This is a genomic window from Nonomuraea sp. NPDC001636, from assembly GCF_040298265.1.
In the GTDB taxonomy this organism is placed as follows: domain Bacteria; phylum Actinomycetota; class Actinomycetes; order Streptosporangiales; family Streptosporangiaceae; genus Nonomuraea.
On sequence record NZ_JBEOZT010000059.1, the window covers coordinates 1 to 19085 of the forward strand.

At 67.9% G+C, this 19085-nt stretch carries 20 protein-coding genes and 1 pseudogene; 9 read left to right on the forward strand and 12 right to left on the reverse strand.

The annotated features are described in order from the left end of the window. Positions 1-290 precede the first annotated feature (290 nt). The 4 genes from ABT158_RS49910 to ABT158_RS49925 all read right to left on the reverse strand — a co-directional run bounded on the left by ABT158_RS49910 (position 291) and on the right by ABT158_RS49925 (position 3908). Complete coding sequence (locus ABT158_RS49910; protein WP_352366332.1) at positions 291-767, reverse strand: DUF4158 domain-containing protein; 477 nt, start codon at positions 765-767, stop codon at positions 291-293. A gap of 305 nt (positions 768-1072) precedes the next feature. After that, positions 1073-2209 (reverse strand): SGNH/GDSL hydrolase family protein, encoded by a 1137-nt coding sequence (locus tag ABT158_RS49915; protein ID WP_352366334.1) that lies wholly within the window; start codon positions 2207-2209, stop codon positions 1073-1075. Further along, positions 2206-2538 carry a nuclear transport factor 2 family protein gene (locus tag ABT158_RS49920; RefSeq protein WP_352366336.1) on the reverse strand — a complete coding sequence of 111 codons (333 nt, stop codon included), beginning with the start codon at positions 2536-2538 and terminating at the stop codon, positions 2206-2208. Before ABT158_RS49920 ends, ABT158_RS49915 begins: the two co-directional genes overlap by 4 nt. Then, positions 2535-3908: an MFS transporter gene (locus ABT158_RS49925; RefSeq protein WP_352366338.1), complete on the reverse strand. Its 1374-nt coding sequence runs from the start codon at positions 3906-3908 to the stop codon at positions 2535-2537. Before ABT158_RS49925 ends, ABT158_RS49920 begins: the two co-directional genes overlap by 4 nt. An 87-nt stretch (positions 3909-3995) precedes the next feature. Here ABT158_RS49925 and ABT158_RS49930 point away from each other — a divergent pair, with 87 nt between their 5' ends. Next, entirely contained in the window at positions 3996-4688 is a 693-nt protein-coding gene (locus ABT158_RS49930; protein ID WP_352366340.1) for a TetR/AcrR family transcriptional regulator, read from the forward strand. Between the two features lie 358 nt (positions 4689-5046). Beyond that, positions 5047-6162 carry a recombinase family protein gene (locus tag ABT158_RS49935; RefSeq protein ID WP_352366342.1) on the forward strand — a complete coding sequence of 372 codons (1116 nt, stop codon included), beginning with the start codon at positions 5047-5049 and terminating at the stop codon, positions 6160-6162. 24 nt (positions 6163-6186) lie between these two features. Here ABT158_RS49935 and mihF read toward each other — a convergent pair whose 3' ends face one another. The 4 genes and pseudogenes from mihF to ABT158_RS49955 form a co-directional block, all read right to left on the reverse strand. Beyond that, positions 6187-6498 (reverse strand): integration host factor, actinobacterial type, encoded by a 312-nt coding sequence (gene mihF / locus ABT158_RS49940; protein ID WP_352366366.1) that lies wholly within the window; start codon positions 6496-6498, stop codon positions 6187-6189. Positions 6499-6963: 465 nt separating this feature from the next. Beyond that, positions 6964-7104 (reverse strand): annotated as a pseudogene (locus tag ABT158_RS49945) (DUF72 domain-containing protein); the annotation flags it as partial. Positions 7105-7135: 31 nt separating this feature from the next. Then, a complete protein-coding gene (locus ABT158_RS49950) occupies positions 7136-7672 on the reverse strand; it encodes a DinB family protein (RefSeq protein ID WP_352366368.1) in 537 nt (178 codons plus the stop codon). Positions 7673-8150: 478 nt separating this feature from the next. Further along, a complete protein-coding gene (locus ABT158_RS49955; RefSeq protein WP_352366344.1) occupies positions 8151-9995 on the reverse strand; it encodes an endonuclease/exonuclease/phosphatase family protein in 1845 nt (614 codons plus the stop codon). 445 nt (positions 9996-10440) lie between these two features. Between ABT158_RS49955 and ABT158_RS49960 the strand changes: the two genes are divergently transcribed. Next, positions 10441-10803: a hypothetical protein gene (locus ABT158_RS49960; RefSeq protein WP_352366346.1), complete on the forward strand. Its 363-nt coding sequence runs from the start codon at positions 10441-10443 to the stop codon at positions 10801-10803. Between the two features lie 482 nt (positions 10804-11285). Here the strand turns inward: ABT158_RS49960 and ABT158_RS49965 are convergent, their stop codons facing one another. Then, positions 11286-12776, reverse strand: a complete 1491-nt coding sequence (locus ABT158_RS49965) for a carboxylesterase/lipase family protein (RefSeq protein WP_352366348.1) — start codon at positions 12774-12776, stop codon at positions 11286-11288. Between the two features lie 96 nt (positions 12777-12872). On the opposite strand from ABT158_RS49965, the gene ABT158_RS49970 reads away from it, so the two are divergent. The 3 genes from ABT158_RS49970 to ABT158_RS49980 all read left to right on the forward strand — a co-directional run bounded on the left by ABT158_RS49970 (position 12873) and on the right by ABT158_RS49980 (position 14899). After that, positions 12873-13472, forward strand: a complete 600-nt coding sequence (locus ABT158_RS49970; protein WP_352366350.1) for a TetR/AcrR family transcriptional regulator — start codon at positions 12873-12875, stop codon at positions 13470-13472. 72 nt (positions 13473-13544) lie between these two features. Then, the gene (locus ABT158_RS49975) at positions 13545-14066 is read left to right on the forward strand and encodes a MarR family winged helix-turn-helix transcriptional regulator (protein ID WP_352366352.1); all 522 of its coding nucleotides are present in this window, start codon (positions 13545-13547) and stop codon (positions 14064-14066) included. Continuing rightward, entirely contained in the window at positions 14063-14899 is an 837-nt protein-coding gene (locus tag ABT158_RS49980) for an alpha/beta fold hydrolase (protein WP_352366354.1), read from the forward strand. Before ABT158_RS49975 ends, ABT158_RS49980 begins: the two co-directional genes overlap by 4 nt. A 265-nt stretch (positions 14900-15164) precedes the next feature. Here ABT158_RS49980 and ABT158_RS49985 read toward each other — a convergent pair whose 3' ends face one another. Beyond that, positions 15165-16316, reverse strand: a complete 1152-nt coding sequence (locus ABT158_RS49985; RefSeq protein WP_352366356.1) for a serine hydrolase domain-containing protein — start codon at positions 16314-16316, stop codon at positions 15165-15167. A gap of 257 nt (positions 16317-16573) precedes the next feature. Here ABT158_RS49985 and ABT158_RS49990 point away from each other — a divergent pair, with 257 nt between their 5' ends. Both ABT158_RS49990 and ABT158_RS49995 read left to right on the forward strand, forming a co-directional pair. Continuing rightward, complete coding sequence (locus ABT158_RS49990; RefSeq protein ID WP_352366358.1) at positions 16574-17083, forward strand: MarR family winged helix-turn-helix transcriptional regulator; 510 nt, start codon at positions 16574-16576, stop codon at positions 17081-17083. A 2-nt stretch (positions 17084-17085) separates the two neighbouring features. Beyond that, positions 17086-17547 (forward strand): hypothetical protein, encoded by a 462-nt coding sequence (locus ABT158_RS49995; RefSeq protein WP_352366360.1) that lies wholly within the window; start codon positions 17086-17088, stop codon positions 17545-17547. A gap of 127 nt (positions 17548-17674) precedes the next feature. On the opposite strand, the gene ABT158_RS51415 is transcribed toward ABT158_RS49995, so the two are convergent. Then, the gene (locus ABT158_RS51415) at positions 17675-17974 is read right to left on the reverse strand and encodes a hypothetical protein (protein ID WP_502911641.1); all 300 of its coding nucleotides are present in this window, start codon (positions 17972-17974) and stop codon (positions 17675-17677) included. Between ABT158_RS51415 and ABT158_RS51420 the strand changes: the two genes are divergently transcribed. Then, the gene (locus ABT158_RS51420; protein WP_502911640.1) at positions 17900-18601 is read left to right on the forward strand and encodes a hypothetical protein; all 702 of its coding nucleotides are present in this window, start codon (positions 17900-17902) and stop codon (positions 18599-18601) included. The genes ABT158_RS51415 and ABT158_RS51420 overlap by 75 nt on opposite strands. A 78-nt stretch (positions 18602-18679) precedes the next feature. Here the strand turns inward: ABT158_RS51420 and ABT158_RS50010 are convergent, their stop codons facing one another. Then, a complete protein-coding gene (locus ABT158_RS50010; protein ID WP_352366364.1) occupies positions 18680-18913 on the reverse strand; it encodes a hypothetical protein in 234 nt (77 codons plus the stop codon). Positions 18914-19085: the final 172 nt, after the last annotated feature.

A 19085-nucleotide genomic window follows, 5' to 3' on the forward strand; every position in this document is an offset into this window, starting at 1 on the left:
ACTACGTTCCCGACATGATCGATCCTCCTTCAACGCAGTCACTCGCCACGTGCGACCTCATGTCGCAAGGGTCGGTGTCACCAGACGCAAAGTAGCTGTAAGTAACCGGGAGCTCCCGGACGGCTTGACATAAAAGCTGTTAGCGAGCAACGCGACCTGCGGAAACGTCTCCGCCGTCGTTATCGCGGTGGCGAGCGCCGGACTCATCCCCGAACGCCCGGACCGAAACTCGCGGTCGGGCACCGCAGCCGTCACCCGCTGTGGCCTGCGGAAACGCTCTACTTTGGGGCTCATCGCACGGACCCGAGCAGAGGGCCCAGACGGTGGGTGGCCAGGTCGAACAGCACGATCGGGCGCTCGCCCGTGGTCCAGGCCCGCTTGTAGAGCCAGCAGGCCAGCGCGAACCACTGCTCGCCCGCAAAAGCAGTGAAGCCGTAGCCGGTGCGGATCTGCTCCTGGTGATCCCAGCGGGCCTCCTTCTGGCCGTACCCCTTCAGGTCGGAGGCCTGCAGGCCGAGTTGCTCGGCGACGTAGTCGACCACCGCGGTGGGAACGTCCTCGGGATTGTCCAGAAAGCAGTTCAAGAACCGTGCGGTGCCCAGTTGCACGGACCAGCCGAGCTGGTTGCGCGCGCCGTTGGCGGCCATCGCCCGGCGCCGGTCATCGGCATCCAGATGGAAGAAGGCGCCCAGCTGGGCGATGTCTGGCACGGCGTTGAAGACGCCGTATCGGCTGCGTTGCTCGGTTGTGAGGAAACTGACCGGCACAGGGGGCCTCCAGGCATGCCAGAGCGCCCCCACCTCGCACGGCGCGGCCGGGGGCGCCCTCGGATATCAGCAGCGGTCAGGCCAGATGATCGACGTGACCGATTACGTGGTGAATTGTTCCAGTCTCACGCCAGTCATGATCATCGATGTCCGGCTCATGACGGCCGGGGTTGCACGAGTGTCCGGGGTGCGAGCAGGAATCGTGCTACTCATCGTCGCGTTGATCGCTCAGTCGCTCCTGGCTGAGTTCGACGCGCCACCCGAAGGCTCCTGGGAGGAAGACCCTGCGGGTAGCGCGGCCGACGTCAAAGGAGCGACAGGTCGACGGCGGCGGCCATCGCCCGGTAACCCGCGTCACTCAAGTGCAGGTGATCGCCGGAGTCGTGAGCGGGATCCAGCACGTCGCCCATCGCCCGGGCCAGGTCGATGACGGCGTCGTACTCCCCAGACTCCAGGATCCAGGCGTTGAGTTCGGCCCGTTTGGCTTCGCTGCGCATGGTGGAGAACGCCGAACCACGCATGGGCAGCAACGTGGCGCCGACCACGCGCAGCCCGGCGGCGCGTGCCTGCCTGATCAGGTCCCGATGCCCGGCGATGACCTGCTGCGCCGAGACCTCGGTGTAGGGCGCGAACTGCGGGAACGGAGAGTTCTCCGCCACCTCGCTAATGGAGATGTCGTTGATCCCGGCCAGGATGAGGACTGTGCTCACTCCTGGCAGATCCAGCACATCGCGCTGGAATCGGACGGTGGCACGCTCACCCAGCCAGACCGAGTCGACCGTCACCCGGTTGCCGCCAACGCCCTGATTCAGTACGGCACGCCCCACCAGCCGCCGTCCCAGCAGGTCGGGGAAGCGGTGGTCAGTGTCGGGGGTGCTGCCCGTCCCGTCGGTGAGCGAGTCGCCGAAAACCACGATGCCGTCGCTCGCGGTCGCGTCGACGTCGACGCCGCCTAGGTAGTACCAGGACTGTGAGGTCTCGGTGAAGGCGACACCATCATGGTCAACAAGGTGGTCGCCCGCCGCCCGATACGTGGTGGCCAGCGCCTGCGTGTGATAGGTCGCCGGCCCTGACGGCTCGGCCAGGTAGATCGTGATGGTCACCGCGTCCAGCGCCTCGGTGCGGAACGGCACGCCGTCGGTGGCCAGGTCGGCCCCCGCGGGGATGGAGAAGGCGGTGTCACCGGCCACCGTCAACTCGCGCAGGGTGTCGGGCTTGACCTCGGCGCCGCCCGCGCCGGCCGCGACGGCCAGGCCGGTGACGCGGAGTGGCGCCGTGCCGTACCGGTTGGACAGCCTGACTCTCAGGGTGTCGCCGCCGATGCCGAGCCGCACCGTCTGGCGGATCGTGTGGCCGGCGAAGCCCTCCTGCGACCAGTTGGGCCCGAAGCCAACGCCCGGCGGTTGCGGTGCGGTCGTCCAGGCCGCTCCCCAGCCGCTCATGCGAAGAACCCGATGATGCTGCTGATGCGGTCGCCGGTGAACTTCACCACGTCATAACCGATGGCGACCGTGCCGAGCCGCCAGGTGAACAGGGCGCGGTCGTGGTGGGTGCTGATCACGGTGTCGAGGGTGAAGCGCAGGTCGCCGAAGTTCTGCTGGGCCCTGCCGATCGCCTTCGACAGCTCCGCGTGCCCGCGCAGGCCCGCGTGGTCGGGGTCGGAGTAGAACGAGTCGTCGGTGAGGACGGATGTCATGAGCGCCTCACGGGCGGCGATGTCACGCTCGTTCCAGATGTCGAGGTACTGGAGGATCAGGTCGTTGGTGTTCATGCGGTTACTCCTTCGGGAGTGCGGGTTCGGGAGGGTTCGAGGGCCAGGGCGATCAGGCCCCCGGCGACGGTGAGTGCCGCCGCTGTCCAGCCGGCGACGTGCAGGCCGCCGAGGAGGTTGGGCGAGGCGGTGGTGATGGCGACGATGACGGCCAGGCCCATGGCGCCGCCGATCTCCTTGGCGGTGCTGGCGATCCCGGAGGCGACTCCCTGCTCGTGTGGCGCGATGCCGGATCCGGCGGAGGCGAACAGGGTGACGAAGGCGATGCCGCCGAACAGGCCCCAGACGACGCTGCCGGGCAGCAGGGTCCACAAGCCACCCGCGGGTGTGGTGCCCATGACCATGAGGGCGATGCCGACGCCGGTACCGACCGTCGAGACCGAGAGTGTGGTGCGGATCCCCCAGCGGCCGAGCGCCATCGGGGTGGCCTTCACGGCGGCGAACATGCAGACCAGGGTGAGCGGCAGGAAGCTCAGGCCCGCCTGGAGGGAGCTGTAGCCGAGGACGGGCTGCAGGTAGGAGGTGAGGATGTAGTAGCCGCCGCCGAGGGTGCCCTGGAAGATGGCGATCACGATCATGGTGGTGGCCAGGGAGCGGCCACGCGCCAGCCGTAGCGGGATCAGCGGGTCGCGCGTGCGTGACTCCACCACCAGGAGCGCCACCAGCAAGAGGGCGCCTGTGACCAGCGAGCCGTAGACGCGGGGCGAGTCCCATCCGGAGTCGGGGCCGCTGGCCAGCCCGAACACCAGCAGCGCGGCGCCCCCGGTGGCCAGCAGCGCGCCGGGCACGTCGAAGGAGCCCGGGGTGCGGTCGGGATCGGCGGGCAGCAAGCGGGGTGCGGCCAGGGCGCAGATCAGCGCCAGTGGCACGTTGACGTAGAACACCCATTCCCAGCCGAGATAGTTGGTCAGCACGCCGCCCAGCAGGGATCCGGCGGCCAGTCCCGCGCTGCCCGCCATCCCCCAGGCGCCCAGGGCCCGGTTGCGGGCCGGTCCCTCGGCGAATCCCCGGTAGATGAGCGTGAGGGTGGCGGGAGTCAGCAGCGCACCGCCGATGCCCTGGACCGCGCGAGCGGCCACCAGCATCTCCGACCCGGTCGCCAGTCCGCCGGCCAGCGAGGCGACGCCGTACAGCGCCAGTCCTGCCATGAACATCCGGCGCGGTCCGATCCGGTCGACGGCCCGTCCGCCAAGAAGCAGGAGCCCACCGAGGCCGATCGCGTAGGCGCTGACCACCCACTGGACCGACGACGGGCTGAAACCGAGCGCGTCCCCGATGTCGGGTAGCGCCACGTACACGATGTTGTAGTCGAGAGCCACGATGAGCTGCGTCAACGCCAGCAGCCCAAGGCGCAGTCGTGGCGATTCCATAAATACCTTCCTACATGCCGTCGAATTCCTACACGGCGTTCACCATAGGGCACGGCGTTCAATAGTCAAACCCTGTAGACTGTCGGCATGGAAGCGACCATGAACCGACGCGAACGGCTGCGCGCCCAGACCAGCGCCGAAATCAAGGCGATCGCGCTCAAGCTCATGGCCGAGGGCGGCCCCGACGCGATCTCGCTGCGCGCCATCGCGCGCGAGATGGGCATGACGGCGGGCGCCATCTACAGCTACTTCGCCACTCGCGACGACCTGGTCACGACCCTGATCGGCGACGTCTACACCTCCCTCGTCGAGACCGCCGAGTCAGCGCGCGACGCGGTGCCCGAGTCCGATGCCGGCGGGCGGCTCATGGCCTGGGCACAGGCCGTACGAGAATGGGCCCTTGCCAACCCCGAGGGTTTCCGGCTCATCTACGGTGACCCGGTGCCCGGCTACCAGGCGCCGGAAGACAGCCCCGGCATTGCCGCCGGAGTGCGCGCCTGCACCGGCATCATCGGTCTCGTGGCAGCCGCGTGGCCGGCCACCGGGAGCGCGCGCCAGAACTATGACTGGGCCGACTTCGACGCCGGCTTGGTCGCGCACACCCGAGAGGAGTTCCCCGACCTGCCGCCCGCGGGGCTGGCCCTGACCATGCGCGTGTGGGGGCGCATGCACGGCTTGATGGCGCTGGAGATCTACGGGCACCTGCGCGGACTTGTCCACGACCCAGCAACCGTCTACCGCGACGAGATGCGCGAGCTCATCGCCTCACTCGGGCTGTAGCACATGAAGCTGCGGTTCAGGGCCATGATGGCCAACCCGCCCGATGACGGAGGAAGCCTCCGGTACGGCCTGAGTGTCGATCAGAGTGTCGTGGTTTGCGCGCATTGTGCGCTGGACTGATCGGCTGCCTGCTGCGATACCGGCGTATTTCCGGTGCGGTCGGCGGCGTAGCGCGTAACCAGCAGGCGAATCCCCAATAGATCAGCTCTCACAAACGCTCGATTCCCAGAGAAGATCACCGGAAGGCTCCGCAGGCCAGTTCTGATCGCCAGAGAAGCTGATTCCTTCTCAGAACTAGTTCTCATGCAAGTTGGTAGATCGCCGGATTCTGGGAAATGTTTGTGAGAACATCTGGGGCATGGCCGAGGCCCCGGAACCCCGCGAACACACCGAATCCGCCCCTTTGTCCTTCATCGGCGAGGAACACCCCCATGATGCCGATGAGGTCGAGCGTCACCCGTGTCCGCGATGCGCCGTGGCGTCGGGTTCGCCGTGCCGGTCGCGTTCGGGCGCGGTGGCCGGCACATACCACACCGGCCGGTTCACCAAGGTGCCCCGGCTGGCGAAGCTGTTGCGAGTGCCGACCCCGGCCAACCGGAACCCGGGCCAGCCGTGGCGGCCGGGCACGCCCCCGCCCGCGCCGCTCAGCGACGATGGGCCGTCGGCCGACATCCGGATCGGCTACGCCCGCTGCTCCGCCCTCACCCAAGAATTGCAGTCGCAGCTGGACGCGCTGGCCGCGCACGGGATCCCCCGGGAGAAGATCTTCTCCGAGAAGATCTCGACCCGGGTCAAGGTGCGCCCCCAGTTCGAGGCGGCGCTCACGCTGGCGCGGCAGATCAAGGCCCACGCCCCGCACTGCCGGGTCATCCTGACCGTCTATGAGATGAAGCGGCTGGGCCGCGACGCCGCCGAACTCACCGCCCTGGCCGACCACCTGACCGCGCACGGCCTGGTGCTGGAGATGCTCGCCGGGCCGCTGGCCGGCATCTATGATCCGTCCGGACCGGGCCGGATGCTGTTCGCGTTCTTCGCCGCGATGGCCGAGACCGAACGCGAGGCCATCCGCGAGTCCACCTTGGAGGGCCTGGACGCCGCCGCCCGCAAGGGCAAGCACGGCGGCCGCCCGGTGGTGATCACTGACGACATGCTGCACACCGTGCTGCGCCGCAAGGCGGCTGGGGAACGCGTCGAAGACATTCGCAAGGACCTGATCATCCCGACCGGGAGGCGCAAGGGCGAAAACCCGTCCCCCGCCAGCATTTACCGGGCCCTGGCCGAGCACGAGAAGACACAGGCCTACCCCGAAGCCGTCGAGGCGGCCCACGCCGACTTCGCCCTCCTGCAAGGCGAAGACCTCCCCCGACCCCGCCTGGCCCGCATCCGGCGCCCGGGCCAGGCGCCGACGGCGCAGGAGACCGAACTTCGCCATCGCCTGCAGAGCCAACCTCACCCGGACGCGGAGCTCCGATAGCGCACACCATCAACCCCGGCGCTGTCAGCTGATCAAAGCCCGCAAAAGTCGCTCGCGCTGCTGCTCGTTCAGCGCGCCAACACGCTGTTTCTCCTCCACCCCGCAGGTGGCCATCAACGCCGCGACCCGGGCCGGCCCATACCCGGGAACGGCCCGCAGGACCTGAACCACCCGTGTCCTGCCGACCAGATCCTGCCCGCTGCGCTCGAACACCTCCGCCACACTCACCGCGCCGGAGGCCACCTCCGCCAACAGCGCACGACGCGCCGTACGAGCCTCGGCCGCCTTCGCCAACGCCTTCGCACGCTGCTCCACCGTCATCACCGGCAGGGCCATCAGGCACCTCTCCTCTAGAGATTGGCTGGTCAGTGACTCCCGCCAGAGATCACGACAGGGCCGCCGTCGATCATCCTCCCGCACAGCGTCAACAGATGTGACACCAAACCCGGTTCGCCGTTCCACTCCTACTGGCAGGCCATGACCAGGCGACTGACCAGGAAGAGGCCGTCGGCATGGGTCCGCAAGCCAGCCTCCGCGCCGCAGGCCGCCTGAAAGGCGTCCTGCTCCCGAAGGCGTCTCCAGCCCCAAAGTAGCGATGAGATAGATCACGATTACTGCTCGTGGTTTTACGGGTAGGTGGCCGGGTCTGGCTGGTTGGGAAGGAGATCGGCGAGGGCGGTCCGTATGGCGGCGCGGCTGACGCCGTGGGCGCGGGCGAGCGCGGCGATGGAGGCGCCTCGTTCCTGGTATGCGGTCGCGCCACAGCTCGGCGGTTCGCAGCGCGGGCGGGTGGTAGTAGGTGGCGTCGACCTCGACCAGCGGGAATTTCGCCGCGTAGTGGTCGAGGCGCTCTTCTGGCGTGGTGGCCGTCGGTGGATACCAGCCAGACTCCAGCAACGACCGATCCGTCCACGACGCCGTTCCCACCAGAACCCTGCCCATGGCGGTGTGCACTGCCCCGATGAGGGCCGTGTCAGACGCCTTGGCGTATGTACAGGTCGCGCAGCAGGCCGATCTCGCCGCCGTGATGCGAGACCTCGACCAGGGCGTGCAGCGCGAGCTTCAGGTAGGTGTAGGTGCTGTCGGCGGGGCCCATGCCGATCGGCGCCAGCAGGCGCTCGTCGTCGAGGGCTGCAAGACGGGAGGTGAAGTGCTCCCAGTCCTCGGCGAGCGCCTGGAGGCCCTCCTTCGCGGTGCCCGGCCACGCGTCGCGGTCGCCGAACTCGGGGGCGTCGTCGAAGAAGTAGATCACATAGCCGCGCAGGCAGAGGTTGCCGATGTGCCAGATACGCCAGGCGATCGTGGTGACGGGGTCCGGTGCATCTGGGCTCGACTCTGGAAAGACCGCGTCGACGCGGAAGACGCCGTCGTCGCCGGGGCGCAGTCCGACGCAGTCGCTGACCGGCTCCCAGTGGTACTCGGCGTCGGTCAGGCCCTCAAGGCGCCCGAACAGCCGGGATCGCGCGTGTTCGAAGGTCAGGAGAATGTCCCGGGTGGCGGGATCGGTCATGTCCACCCGATGCACCCTATAGTCCGGATCTTTGAGCGCTATGCCGGGAATGTCGCATCGGTGATGTCGGAGATACACTCCCACGAGCAGTAATCGTCATCTAGCTCATCGCTACTTTGGGGCCGGGGACGCCTTCGGGAGCAGGACGCCTGAAACGCCCGAACCCTCCGGGGGAATCCTGGCCCGAGGGCATGGACTCCCCCTACGGGCCTTGCCTACTCCAGGACGAAGATCGTCCAGTTTCGAGTTGAACTGATGCGACGGTGCCTGCACGTGTAGTCCTTGACCACGCCGTGCCGCTTCAGGATGGAGCCCTCCACAGTGCAGCCGGCCTCGGTCATGGTCGCCGGCAGGAATCGCGCCACACGGGCGGTGCGTGACCCGGAACGTGGCGCAGTCCCACACCGTGGCCTGCGGCGACGCCGCTCATCCAAGCTGTCTGGCGATTCCCACCAGCGGACCAACACGTCTTCCCACATCATTCGTACGGAGTGATCTCGGCGATCGCGGTGGCGCCGCCCATGCCGTTGTCCACGCGCAGTCGCAGGTAGCGGGCCTTGACGCCATTGAGGTGGACGTCGTTCGGCCCGGTGATCCGCGGCCAGGTCACGCTCGCCACCTGCGCCCACCAGGTGCCGTCGGCGCTGACCTCCAGCGCACCTCTGAGCGGTGTGCCGGTCATGTTGACGACCGGATTCTGGGCATCCGAGATGGCGGCGGCCAGCTTGGGCACGAATCGGACCGCGGACAGCGTGCGCTCCTGCCCCATGTCCACCGTGATGAAGTGCGGCTGGGCGGGGCTCACCGTGGGATCGGCCGCGTCGGGATACCGCGAGTGGTAGTAGGTGAACGGGTCACCGTCGACCGCGAGTCGGGGGTCTCCCACGTGCGGTTTGAACGTGCTGGCCGTGGCGGACAGTTCCGCCGGTGGAATCGGGGTTCCCGCCGGCGGCGCGGGCCAGGCCCCGGGCGCGTACTCTGGCTTTTCCATCACGATGGGACGATTCGGGCCCGGACCGGTTCCGGTGACCAGCACGTCGGCGATGACCGCGCCGTGGTCGGAGTAGAACGGGTATTCCTGGTCCAGGTAGCCGCCCTGGTGGCGGGGCAGGCGGCGCACGTCGGTTCGGGCGCCCAGCACGCGCATTTGCGCCTTGTTGTCACGGAAGAGCAGGTAGTCGATGCGAGCGGGGGCGACGCCGAAGCCGCTCTTCGTGCTCCAGGTGCGGCCCGGATAGAGCCCGGCGTCGGCGTTGATGTAGCGGAAGACGTCGTAGAAACCGGCGTCGACGTACTGCTTGGTGTAGGTCCATGGCACGGTCAGCCCGGCGTGTCCGCGGGCCTTGGCGAACTGGCCGGTCCAGTCCCGATACGACCACGCGTTGAAGTCACCGCCCATGATCACGGGGGCGTCGTCCTTGACGTAGTACGGCACCACTTTCTGCAAGATCGCCTGGCCCTGCGCGTTACGTTTCGTGTCGTCGTAGGTGAGGATCGTGTTGATCGACGGCGAGATCGGTTTGCCGAACTGGTTGTTCACCACGGCGTGGTGCATGGGGGCGAAGACCGAGTCCTCGTGCCGGGACCAGACGGTGAAGGCGTGGATGAGCTTGCCGTTGGGCAGCTGCAGCTTGGCGCCGCCGAAGTGGAAGTCGGTGATCTCCGGCCGCTCGGTGTAGCGCTGGACGACCTTCAGCTTGGTGAAGAGCCAGAGATTGCGGTACTTCGCCTCTTCCGCCACAGTGATCGGGACCGAGCTGTACAGGTCGGTCGTGGCTCGCCCGGCGTTGAGCCCCTGGAGGATGGCGGTCTCCGAGCCGTAGGCCTCCACGACGAAGAAGACGTCGGGATTGACCTCGTTGACGTACTCGATCAGCTGCTTCAGGTTCTCATCGGTGTAGTCCTTGCCGTCGAGCGTGCCTCCGCCGAAGAGGTTCCAGGTCATGAGCCGTACCTGGGTGCCCGCCTGTCCCTGGGCGAAGACCGCGTCGCTGGCGTCGAGCTCGAACTCGCCCTGCGGCACCACGAAGGGATGTGACTCCGCCTTGCCGTTCGTCGTGTACAGCGTGGCCCGCATCCACACATACCCCAGGCTCCGCTGCCTGATGGCCATCCTGATCTCATGAACCTGACCGGCCACCGCCGGTCCTTCCGCCAGGATCGTGCAGAGCTTGCCCACCTGCTCCGGGCCCGGCGTTGTCAGGATCTTTCCGTCGCAGCGGTAGGAATACACGAAGCTGACCGCTGACGCCGCAGCCGGTACGGCCCAGGGCAGCAGTAATACGGCAACGGCGATCAGTAGCCGCCTTATCGGTCTCGTCATAAGGATCAAGTATGTCTGTGACAAAGGGAGACACGAAGCCGTGACTGTAGTACAGGTCATTTTCCGGCGGCCCCTGGCCGGACCGGGCGCGCCATTTTCGAGCGTCCAGCTAGCTCCGATGAAAGGGACGTCATAGGCAGGAGGTCGGCCGTTCATCAGCTCGGTCAGGTCCTCATCGGTCAGGGCAAGCTCGAAGGCACTGCCTGTTCACCGGGGATGCCAGCCGCGATCGAGTGCCATGCGTATGGTCGCCGTCATCAGTGCCGGCCGTACGGCCATTGTCCGTTCGCCCTACCACGCGTCCGGCCGGGAGCAGGGAAGCGACACCAGCGGGACGCGGCCCGACACGCCGGGCAGTTCCACCGCGAACGTCATCGGACCCCAACTGTTCCCCTGGCAGTAGGTGGGCTTACGACGGACGCACCAGCGGAATGTCATGTCGTCAATGGTGATGAGCCGCGAACCCTTCTTTGGAATCGCCATGAACAACCTCCTGCCCTGTTCCGTCATTGTTCCGGGGATGGCCGAGAACGGCGAGCAACGACCAGAGCCAGGCGTAAGAATAACCCCTCGTCAAACCCTGATCGACAGGGTTTTTGCGAGGTGGCCAGGGAGAGTACCGAAGCTCACCACCACAGCCACGACGCCATTTCCGCCGTCATCCATGCCGATCTGCGTGGTTCGCTCGATATTTGATTGCGTGCTCAACCGGCTCAGGCAGGCGTCCACGTCGGCCAGAGCATCGGCGCAGCTGGTGCAGGAGGCCGAATCCTTCCCGGCGCCGGGAAATTACTGGTTTGCCGTCTGATGGGAGGGCGGAAATCGGTCGCTTCGAGAGCGTCGTCGCAGGCGCCGTCAGCCAGCCAGCGACCGTTGCCATCCGACGAGCCATCGCGACTCTCCCGAGCTGCAGCGATACGTGGCGGTGTCCGGACACTGCCATTCAACTTCCACCGAGGCGACGCCCCGCGCTTCACCCGACGGGGCCGTCAGATCGAGCGCGGCCCCGTGGTGCGAGACTGCGGAAGAGGCCAGGACCTTGGCCAGCATGGACGGGCCCATGGTGCTCTTCCCCGCCCACGTCACCCGCTACTGGGCACGGCCGGACATCGCCTACCCGCCGGTCACCGACCTCCCGTCGGCCTCTCCCTGCTCTTGATGTCGTCCGTCACCCTCGGGTGAGATCTGATGCCAAGCGGGCCGGGTGTTGCCTGGCTGTACGCCGATTCGCGCTGTCCCCGTTGGGCAGGTGAGTGCCGGCGTCGCAGTCGTAGGAGCCGACCCGGACAATTACGAGAGATCGAAGGGGGCGGGGGAGTGGCCTTCCCAGATCTGGCGGGATACCTGTTCGGGGTAGGGCAGAGTCTTCGACTCGGCGTCCAGGACGCGGGTGAGGTGCCCGCCGGGCCGGTGGGCGGACCAGCCCGCGTCGCCGGTGGTGACGAAGCGGACCCATGCCTCCTGGAGTTCGCGGGAGAGCGCGACGGCCTCGGGAGAGGGCTCCTCGCCGATGAGCTGGGTGCCGACGGGACTGTCCAGCGTGCCGAACGCCAGGGGCACGTCGAGGCTGTGGCAGGCGCCCAGGATGCCGCCGAGGGCCGGGGCAACCCAGCACAGTTCGAACAGGTACGAGGTGCCGCCGGCTGCGGCGTTCGCCTCGGCCAGCTTCTGTGACGGCATGCGGAAGAGGGCGTCGGAGTACACCGTCTCCACCAGCTCCTCGGGGCCTGCCTGCGGGAACGCGGCACGGTAGGCCCGCGCGCCGTCCGGCTGCGGGGCGTGCAGTTCCAGGGCTGCGTGGGCGTCCTCCTCGGTGAAGGTGCCGTACCGTCCGCTCATGACGCTGAAGTACCGGAATTCGTCCCGGGTGTGGCCGACGAGCAGTTCGGTCCCGCTCGCGCGCGCGCCGGTCAGCGCGGGCCAGGGCGTTTCCGGGAGGACCTCGCCGTCGACGACGGGGCACAGCGCGGTGCCGGTCTCCGTGAGGCGTCCCCAGCTCTCCCGGTGCGCATGGAGGCCGGCGTTGAAGGAGGTGAGTTCGGCGGCCAGGTGCCATGGGTCGATGTCGCGCAGGGCCTCGGCGGTGGGGGCCGCCGCGCCGAGCCGGTCCGCGAACGCGGCGGTGACCTGCTGTGCCAGCGCGGGGGTGCTGTGCAGCCCCGGCACCGAATGGGCGATGGCCCGCCGGAACAGGCCGCGCGCCGACTTCATCGTCAGCAGGGCGGCGACCGACCCTGCCCCGGCAGACACCCCGGCCACGGTGACCCGGCCGGGGTCGCCTCCGAAGGCGGCGATGTTGCGCTGCACCCACTCCAGCGCCGCGATCTGGTCGAGGAATCCGCGGTTGGCCGGAGCGTCGTCAAGGAACGCGAAACCCTCCGCGCCCACACGGCAGTTGATGGTCACCACGACGAGTCCCGCCTCGGCCAGCGCTGCCGGGTCGAGCATCGGGTCGCTCGACGCCGCCGAGAGGTAGCCGCCCACGGGGATCCACACCAGCACCGGCAGTCCCGCCGCGCCGGGATCCGGAGTGCCGACGTTGAGCGTCAGCCAGTCGGTGCCCTGCGGGGGCACGTCGATCGGCAGGGACAGCGGCACCACGGGGCCGAACTCGACCGCCTGCCTCGTCCCCTCCCAGCGGTGCGGCGGCGCGGGCGCGGCGAAGCGGAGCGCTCCGACCGGGGGCTGGGCGTAGGGGATGCCGCGGAACACCGCGTGCCCCTGCCGCCGGCGCCCCTGCACCACGCCTTCCGTGGTCCGTACCTTTGGCTGTTCGGACATGACGATTCCTTCCCTCGAATGGACCCCAGGATTATGGGTCAGATGTATTATGTCAACTGTATTGGAACAGTGCGGGGTACGAGGAGGGGGGCGGCGATGCCGAAACAGGTGGATCACCGCGGACGCCGCGAAGCGATCGCCCGCGCACTGTGGCGGGTGGTGGAGCAGCGCGGCGTCACACAGCTGACGATGCGCGTGGTGGCGCAGGAGGCGGGCATGTCACTCGGGCAGCTGCAGCACTACTTCGCCTCCCGGACCGCCATGCTCTCCTTCGCCATGGACTTCGCGTCCGAGCAGACCTCGGCGCGCGTACACCAAGGGCTCGAAAAGCTCGGTGACCGTCCGCACCCTCGTGACGTGCTGCGACTGACGCTCGCGGAAATGCTCCCCCTGCATGCCGACGCCCGCGCGACCAGCAGGATGAGCGCCGCCTACGTCCTGGAGGCGCTGCACGACGAGGCCGTGCACGAGCAGGCGCGCCGCGGCCTCGTCCAAGGGCGGGCCCTCGTCGAGCAGTTGGTCCGCCAGGCGATCGCCGACGGGCACATCGACTCCGGCCGCGACCCGGCGACCGAGACCAACCTGCTCCTCGCCCTCACCGGCTTCACCTCCCTGATCGAACTCGACGTGATCGAGCCCCAGGACGCGCTCGCCGCGATCGACATGCATCTGGACCGGCTGTTCAGAAGTACGTGATCTGCCCGGACTGGGATGTCGATTTACAGCCCCTCACCATGCGGACGCCCACAAGCACGGCAATGACATCACATGTGCCATCATGACATCATGGATGTCATAGAACCCGGTGGCGCCGTCGCTGCCGACGACCTGCTCCATCAGGTGATCAGACGCCTGTGGCCGTTGCACCGATCGGTGGTCCGAGCGGTGGAGCGGGAGCTGGACGGCACGGGCATCACCGCGGCACAACATGCCGTTCTGGACGCGCTCACGGTGGCGGGGCCGCAAACGGTGCCCCAGCTGGCGCGCACGCTGCGCCTTGATCGCCAGCCGGTCCAGCGCACGGTCAACGAGGCGTCCGCCGCCGGCCTGGTGAAGACCGCGCCCAACCCTGGGCACCGCCGCTCCCACCTGATCCGCCTGACCGCGCACGGGCAGGCGACCATCACCGCCATCGTGCGATTCGAACAGACCGAACTGCGGCGCAGGCTGTCCGACCTGTCCGCCGCCGACATCACCACCGCCCTGCACGTACTCGACCGCCTGAGCGCGGAGTTCCAGCAGCTGGCACGACCGGACTCAACCGCGCTCGAACGGGAGAACCCGACATGACCCACACCACTGTCACCGCGGCATCCGTGCTCGTCAACGGCGGGCATCTCTTCTACGAGTCGACCACGTCCGGCGGGCCCGCCATCGTCCTTCTTCACGGCGGGATGCTGGACCTGCGGATGTGGGACGAGCAGTTCACCTGGCTGGCCGGCACGGGAGCCCGCACGATCCGGTACGACGCGCGCGGACACGGCAGGTCCTCGACCGTCGCGGGCGACTTCGCCCCGCACGACGACCTCGCGGCCCTGCTCGACGCCACGGAGGTGCCGCAGGCCGTGCTCGTCGGGCTGTCGGGCGGCTCGCGCATCGCGCTGGACACCGCGCTGACCCATCCGGATCGCGTGATGGGGCTGGCGCTGGCCTCACCGGGGATCAGCGGGCGGGAGTTCACCGACCCGTTCGTGCTCGACCACCTCACCCGCCAGCTCGACGCGATCGGCGCCCCGGACGGCGCGCAGATCTACGTGGAGCATTTCCTGCGCATGTGGGTGGACGGCCCGAACCGGCGCCCAGAGGACGTCGACGCCGCGCTGCGCGAACGGATGCGCGCCGCGGCCGCGGCCAACGTCGCCAGGCACGCCGCCGGGCTCGGCGTGGGTACGCTGCGGGAAGCGGGAGCCGCCGGCCGCCTGGCGGAGATCGGCGTGCCGGTGCTGGTCCTGGACGGCGCCCTCGACAGCACCGACATTCTGTCCAACGCCGAACTCATCGCCAGCAGCGTCCCCGGGGCCCGCCATGTCCGGATCCCGTCGGCCGCGCACATGATCAACCTGGAACGTCCCGCCCTCTTCGACGCGGAGCTGGCCACGTTCCTCAAGCCCATGCTGCGCTAGCGTCGCGGCATCGGGGAGGTTCTCCATGAAGTCAGATGCTTCAGGTCCGGCCTCGTCCATCTGCGACGGCAGTTCCTTGGCCTCGTGCTCATCGGGGCACCGGGTTGGGTCGGACCGAGGCGCCCTGCCGTGATTGCTCACGGTGGGTTTCCCCGGCCCGCCCGCCGCACCCGGCGTGCGTGTCTCCACGCACCGGGCGCTCCACGTGCCTGCGGGGCCGATGGGCGAGGTGAACGTGATGCGGTCCTGAGGGGTGAGCGTCAGATCAGGGAGTCCCTCGCTGGTGGCGCGTAGCCCGTCTGCCTGGAGGGTGATGCGTGCTCACGTGTGAGGTGTAGCGACCGGTGTAGCGGTCGAGGTCGGTGGGCGGGTTCTCGCGGTGGGAATCGGTCTGCTGGTCAGCCGCTGCGCCGGTGTCGTCCAGGAGGGCGCCGACGGCGTTGGCGCCCTGGTCTGAGTTGGTGAGCACGATCAGGATGGCGTCGGCGGCCGGGTCGGCCACGATGGTGCCGGACTGGCCGGGGACGGCACCGCCGATGCGGGCGCTGGCCAGAGAGGGAGCGTCCCACACCATCCAGCCCAGCCCGGCGCCGCGCATGCCGGGCACTCCGCCGGGCGCTGTGGCGTGCAGTTCTCGCATGGTTTTGGTGTCTGGGGTTTGCAGGTGTGCGGTGACCAGGCGGGCGAGGTCGTGCGCGGTGGAGGTCAAGGTGCCGCCGGCGGGGGCAAGTCCGCGGGAGCACATCGGGTGCTCGATCCGGTGCGGAACCGGGACGGGTTGGTCGCTCTTGACCAGGTGTCCGCGGGCTGCGGCCGGATCGTGGTGGGCGGCGTGTCCGGGGGAGAAGTCCGTGTCGGTGGTCGCGGCCGGGTCCAGCAGATAGGTGCGCAGGGCCTGTTCGTAGGGCTGTCCGAGCACGATCTCCAGTACGCGTCCGGCCAGGACGAATCCGCCGTTGCAGTAGAAGAAGGTGGTGCCGGGCGGAAACAGTGAGCCCGTGCCGGTCACGTGCTGGTCGACGTAGCGGGCGATGCAGTCGTCGTCATCGCCGACGTCGACGAAGATATCGGCGGCGTCCAGGCCGGAGGAGTGCGAGATCAGGTGCTGCACCCGTAGGGCGTCGTCCCAAGGGCCGGGGACGTAGCGGCTGACCGGGTCGTCCAGGGCGAGCTTGCCGTCGTTGACGCACTTCATCACGAGGCCCGCGGTGAGCAGCTTGGTGATGGATCCCGGCCGGAATCGGGTGGTGGCGGTGACGGGTTGCCCGGTTTCGGCATCGGTCACTCCGGCCGCGCCGAGCCGGATCGTGCCGCCCGCGATCCCGGCGACCTGCACGCCGGGCACCTGGGGCAGGGCTGCCAGCCGGTCCGCCGTGGCCTGGGGGTCGGCCGCGAGCCGCTCAAGGGGGTTGTACATGGGGTTACTAGACGGTCGACATCAAGGACTCGCGAGAGATCAACGCGGGTTGGGCTCATCGCCGTGCCTCTTTCTCTGTAGCGCCAAAGTTCGGTCCAGTCCCGGAGGCCGACCTGCAAGAGGAGACCAAAGATCCTAGATAACCATCGCTCCAACGTCCGGTCATGCCGATGTGCCGACGTGCTCCGGATCGGTGGGCGAAGGTGCGGTGACCGGTTGGACATGGCGTCCGGGGAGCGATCTGCTAATGTCGTTTCATGTCGCAACGAAATGATCGTGTGGAACTGGCGCGTGCGGTCATGGAGCTCATCGACCAGGGACACCGCCGGCTCTCCCGGCGCTTGGACCTGACCCGGGTTGGGGTGTTGGGGACCGTGGCCGCGCTCGGTCCCGTCCGTCCGAGCATGATTGCCGCCGAGCTGGGTCTCACCGCGTCCGCGACCAGCCGACACCTCGCCGCCCTGGAGCGCGCAGGGCACCTGGCGGTAGAGCCTGATCCGCACGACTCCCGCACGTTCCTCGCGCGGCTGACCGAAGACGGACACGCGGAGATCAACATCACGATTCAGGCCGGAGCGGCCGTGTTCGCGGACGTCATCTTCGACTGGCCGGACGCGGACGTGTCCACCGCGCTGACTCTGATCACCCGGCTCAACCAAGCCTGGGCACAGCGCGGCGAGATATCCGGTGCCAAGCCCCAGCCCGGCACCGGGCCCCGGTGGCTCCGAGCGCGAGGTCAGGGAGCACCGCGAACAGAGGAAGACTAGACATGCAACGATCAGCTCAGGTCATGGCATTGCGGACTCCGACGTCCGTCCAGGCGGCGCGGGTACTGCTGACCGCCGTAGCGATCAGCCATGTGGTCGTGCCCGTGTTGATGAGCGTCAACCAGAGCGCTCTGCGCAACCAGATCGCAACCCAGCACCCCGATTTCGGCGCGGGCGAGGTTGCCCGGTCAGCCGTCATCGCTGTGACTTCCGGAGCCGTCTTCCACGGCATCTACCTGGCGCTTTGCGCGCTGCTGGTGTGGAAACTGGCCACCGCGCGACCGTGGACACGTCGACTCGCCACGGTGTCCCAGCTGCTGTCCGTGGTGTTCAGCGTCGTGTCCTGGTCATCCTCGCCGATGTTCCATACTGTCATCCCGGTCATCTGCGCCGCGCAGATACTCACCGTCGCCCTGCTCTGGTTTCCCTCAACAGCGAGGGAATTCTTCGCCCAGCGCTCCTGAGCGCACGCTTCTGTCGCGATGAGCGCATTCTCCGGAGCGCACTTGTAGCCGTATAGCGCGTGTCTTCCAACCGTGTCGGCTGGCTCGCCGCCGCGGTTGGCGCAGTGGCGAGCCAGCCGGGCTCGGGTCAGCGAGGGGCGGCGATGGTCGGCATGCCGAGATCGACCTCGCAGGTGACCCGAGTAAGCCGCAAAGCATCGGCCCGCTTGTCCCGCAGGCACTGGAGGGTCCGGTCGATCCCCTCGATCTCGCCCAGCCAGCCCTCGGACACGGCCTGCTCTCTCCGGCCGTCACGATCGTCAAGCGCAGCGACGACCTGCGCGACTTCGTCGTGCTGCCCCGCAGGTGGGTGGTGGAGCGGACGTTTGCCTGGCTGGTCCGCTACCGCCGCCTGGTGCGCATCTACGAACGCAAGCCCGACCATCATGAGGCCCTGATCTGGTGGGCCACCGTGCACCAGATGACCCGCCGCCTGACGCGCGAGCTGGCGGGCCTGCCATCCCCAAGCAGCTGGAGCGACCCGCCACCGCTGCCGGTCTTGTCCAGCCTCGACCGGCGCGGTAAGGTCCTGCAACTCCTGGCCGCTCAGCCGTGGCGAGCGTGGAGAGGAAGTGAACTGCGACTCCAAAGACATGATGCAGAAGGACATGCTTCCCGCCGTGCTGACCGAGTTCAAGCACGACCTCAACGCCTACCTGGCCGCCACCCCGGGCCCCCATCCCAAGAACCTCACCGAACTCATCGCGTTCAACAAGCGGGAGCGGAGAATACCTCAACGAGAGTTAGATCGAATGAGCATGCGGGAACGTCCTGTGAACAGTTTTCGCCGCCCCTTTCACCTTGTTGGTCCCACGCTTCGATCTTGAAGCGGAACTCAAAGGGGATCATGTCACTGTCTCTCATGTACTCGGGCACGACTGACATTTGCACGATGTGCGATTTCGCCAGCTCGGCGACGCAATCCGCAACAGCGGGGACCGCCGAAGTGCGCGCGGACGGGGGCCAGCCAGTGGCGGCGGTCAACGGCCTCGGAGAACAGCGGTACAGCCAATAGCGCTACCCGTGAGTAACAAAGCTGCCGCCATAGTGGAGTTCTACGACATCGAGCGGACCCCGGCGCGGCTGGTCACTGTCAGCCGATCACCGTGCCGCCGTGCCGGCGGTGACCCATGGGGACGTTCCGTCGCGGCGTGACATCGCGCAGATCCCTCGCGAGGATACGGATGCCATCAAGTGCGTCTTTGACCCAGCCGGCCTGTTCGCGATCCCGGACCGTCAAATACAGGGTGACCTCCCCATTGGGCTTTTCTGTCCCAGCGAGGATCGCGTCGGGCGCCAGCACGGCCTGGAGCGCAACCGTGGCCATGTCTGTATCATCTGCGCGCACCGTCACTGCCATGGACCACATGGCTCCAGCACACCACAACGTGCGGCGCCCGGACAGTGAGGGGCCACGGTGATTCCAGACAGCCATGTTATGAGCGCAGCCTATGCGGCCGTTTGGGTTGAAAGGGCCTCGTTGAGAACCTCCAGGGGCG

Bases quoted from the DNA above. Each gene is read 5' to 3' on its own strand.
- ABT158_RS49915 (WP_352366334.1), bottom strand. From the start codon at position 2,209: ATGAGCGGCTGGGGAGCGGCCTGGACGACCGCACCGCAACCGCCGGGC.
- ABT158_RS49920 (WP_352366336.1), bottom strand. From the start codon at position 2,538: ATGAACACCAACGACCTGATCCTCCAGTACCTCGACATCTGGAACGAG.
- ABT158_RS49925 (WP_352366338.1), bottom strand. From the start codon at position 3,908: ATGGAATCGCCACGACTGCGCCTTGGGCTGCTGGCGTTGACGCAGCTC.
- ABT158_RS49930 (WP_352366340.1), top strand. From the start codon at position 3,996: ATGGAAGCGACCATGAACCGACGCGAACGGCTGCGCGCCCAGACCAGC.
- ABT158_RS49935 (WP_352366342.1), top strand. From the start codon at position 5,047: ATGGCCGAGGCCCCGGAACCCCGCGAACACACCGAATCCGCCCCTTTG.
- mihF (WP_352366366.1), bottom strand. From the start codon at position 6,498: ATGGCCCTGCCGGTGATGACGGTGGAGCAGCGTGCGAAGGCGTTGGCG.
- ABT158_RS49950 (WP_352366368.1), bottom strand. From the start codon at position 7,672: ATGACCGATCCCGCCACCCGGGACATTCTCCTGACCTTCGAACACGCG.
- ABT158_RS49955 (WP_352366344.1), bottom strand. From the start codon at position 9,995: ATGACGAGACCGATAAGGCGGCTACTGATCGCCGTTGCCGTATTACTG.
- ABT158_RS49960 (WP_352366346.1), top strand. From the start codon at position 10,441: ATGGTGATGAGCCGCGAACCCTTCTTTGGAATCGCCATGAACAACCTC.
- ABT158_RS49965 (WP_352366348.1), bottom strand. From the start codon at position 12,776: ATGTCCGAACAGCCAAAGGTACGGACCACGGAAGGCGTGGTGCAGGGG.
- ABT158_RS49970 (WP_352366350.1), top strand. From the start codon at position 12,873: ATGCCGAAACAGGTGGATCACCGCGGACGCCGCGAAGCGATCGCCCGC.
- ABT158_RS49975 (WP_352366352.1), top strand. From the start codon at position 13,545: ATGTGCCATCATGACATCATGGATGTCATAGAACCCGGTGGCGCCGTC.
- ABT158_RS49980 (WP_352366354.1), top strand. From the start codon at position 14,063: ATGACCCACACCACTGTCACCGCGGCATCCGTGCTCGTCAACGGCGGG.
- ABT158_RS49985 (WP_352366356.1), bottom strand. From the start codon at position 16,316: ATGTACAACCCCCTTGAGCGGCTCGCGGCCGACCCCCAGGCCACGGCG.
- ABT158_RS49990 (WP_352366358.1), top strand. From the start codon at position 16,574: ATGTCGCAACGAAATGATCGTGTGGAACTGGCGCGTGCGGTCATGGAG.
- ABT158_RS49995 (WP_352366360.1), top strand. From the start codon at position 17,086: ATGCAACGATCAGCTCAGGTCATGGCATTGCGGACTCCGACGTCCGTC.
- ABT158_RS51415 (WP_502911641.1), bottom strand. From the start codon at position 17,974: ATGATGGTCGGGCTTGCGTTCGTAGATGCGCACCAGGCGGCGGTAGCG.
- ABT158_RS50010 (WP_352366364.1), bottom strand. From the start codon at position 18,913: ATGGCCACGGTTGCGCTCCAGGCCGTGCTGGCGCCCGACGCGATCCTC.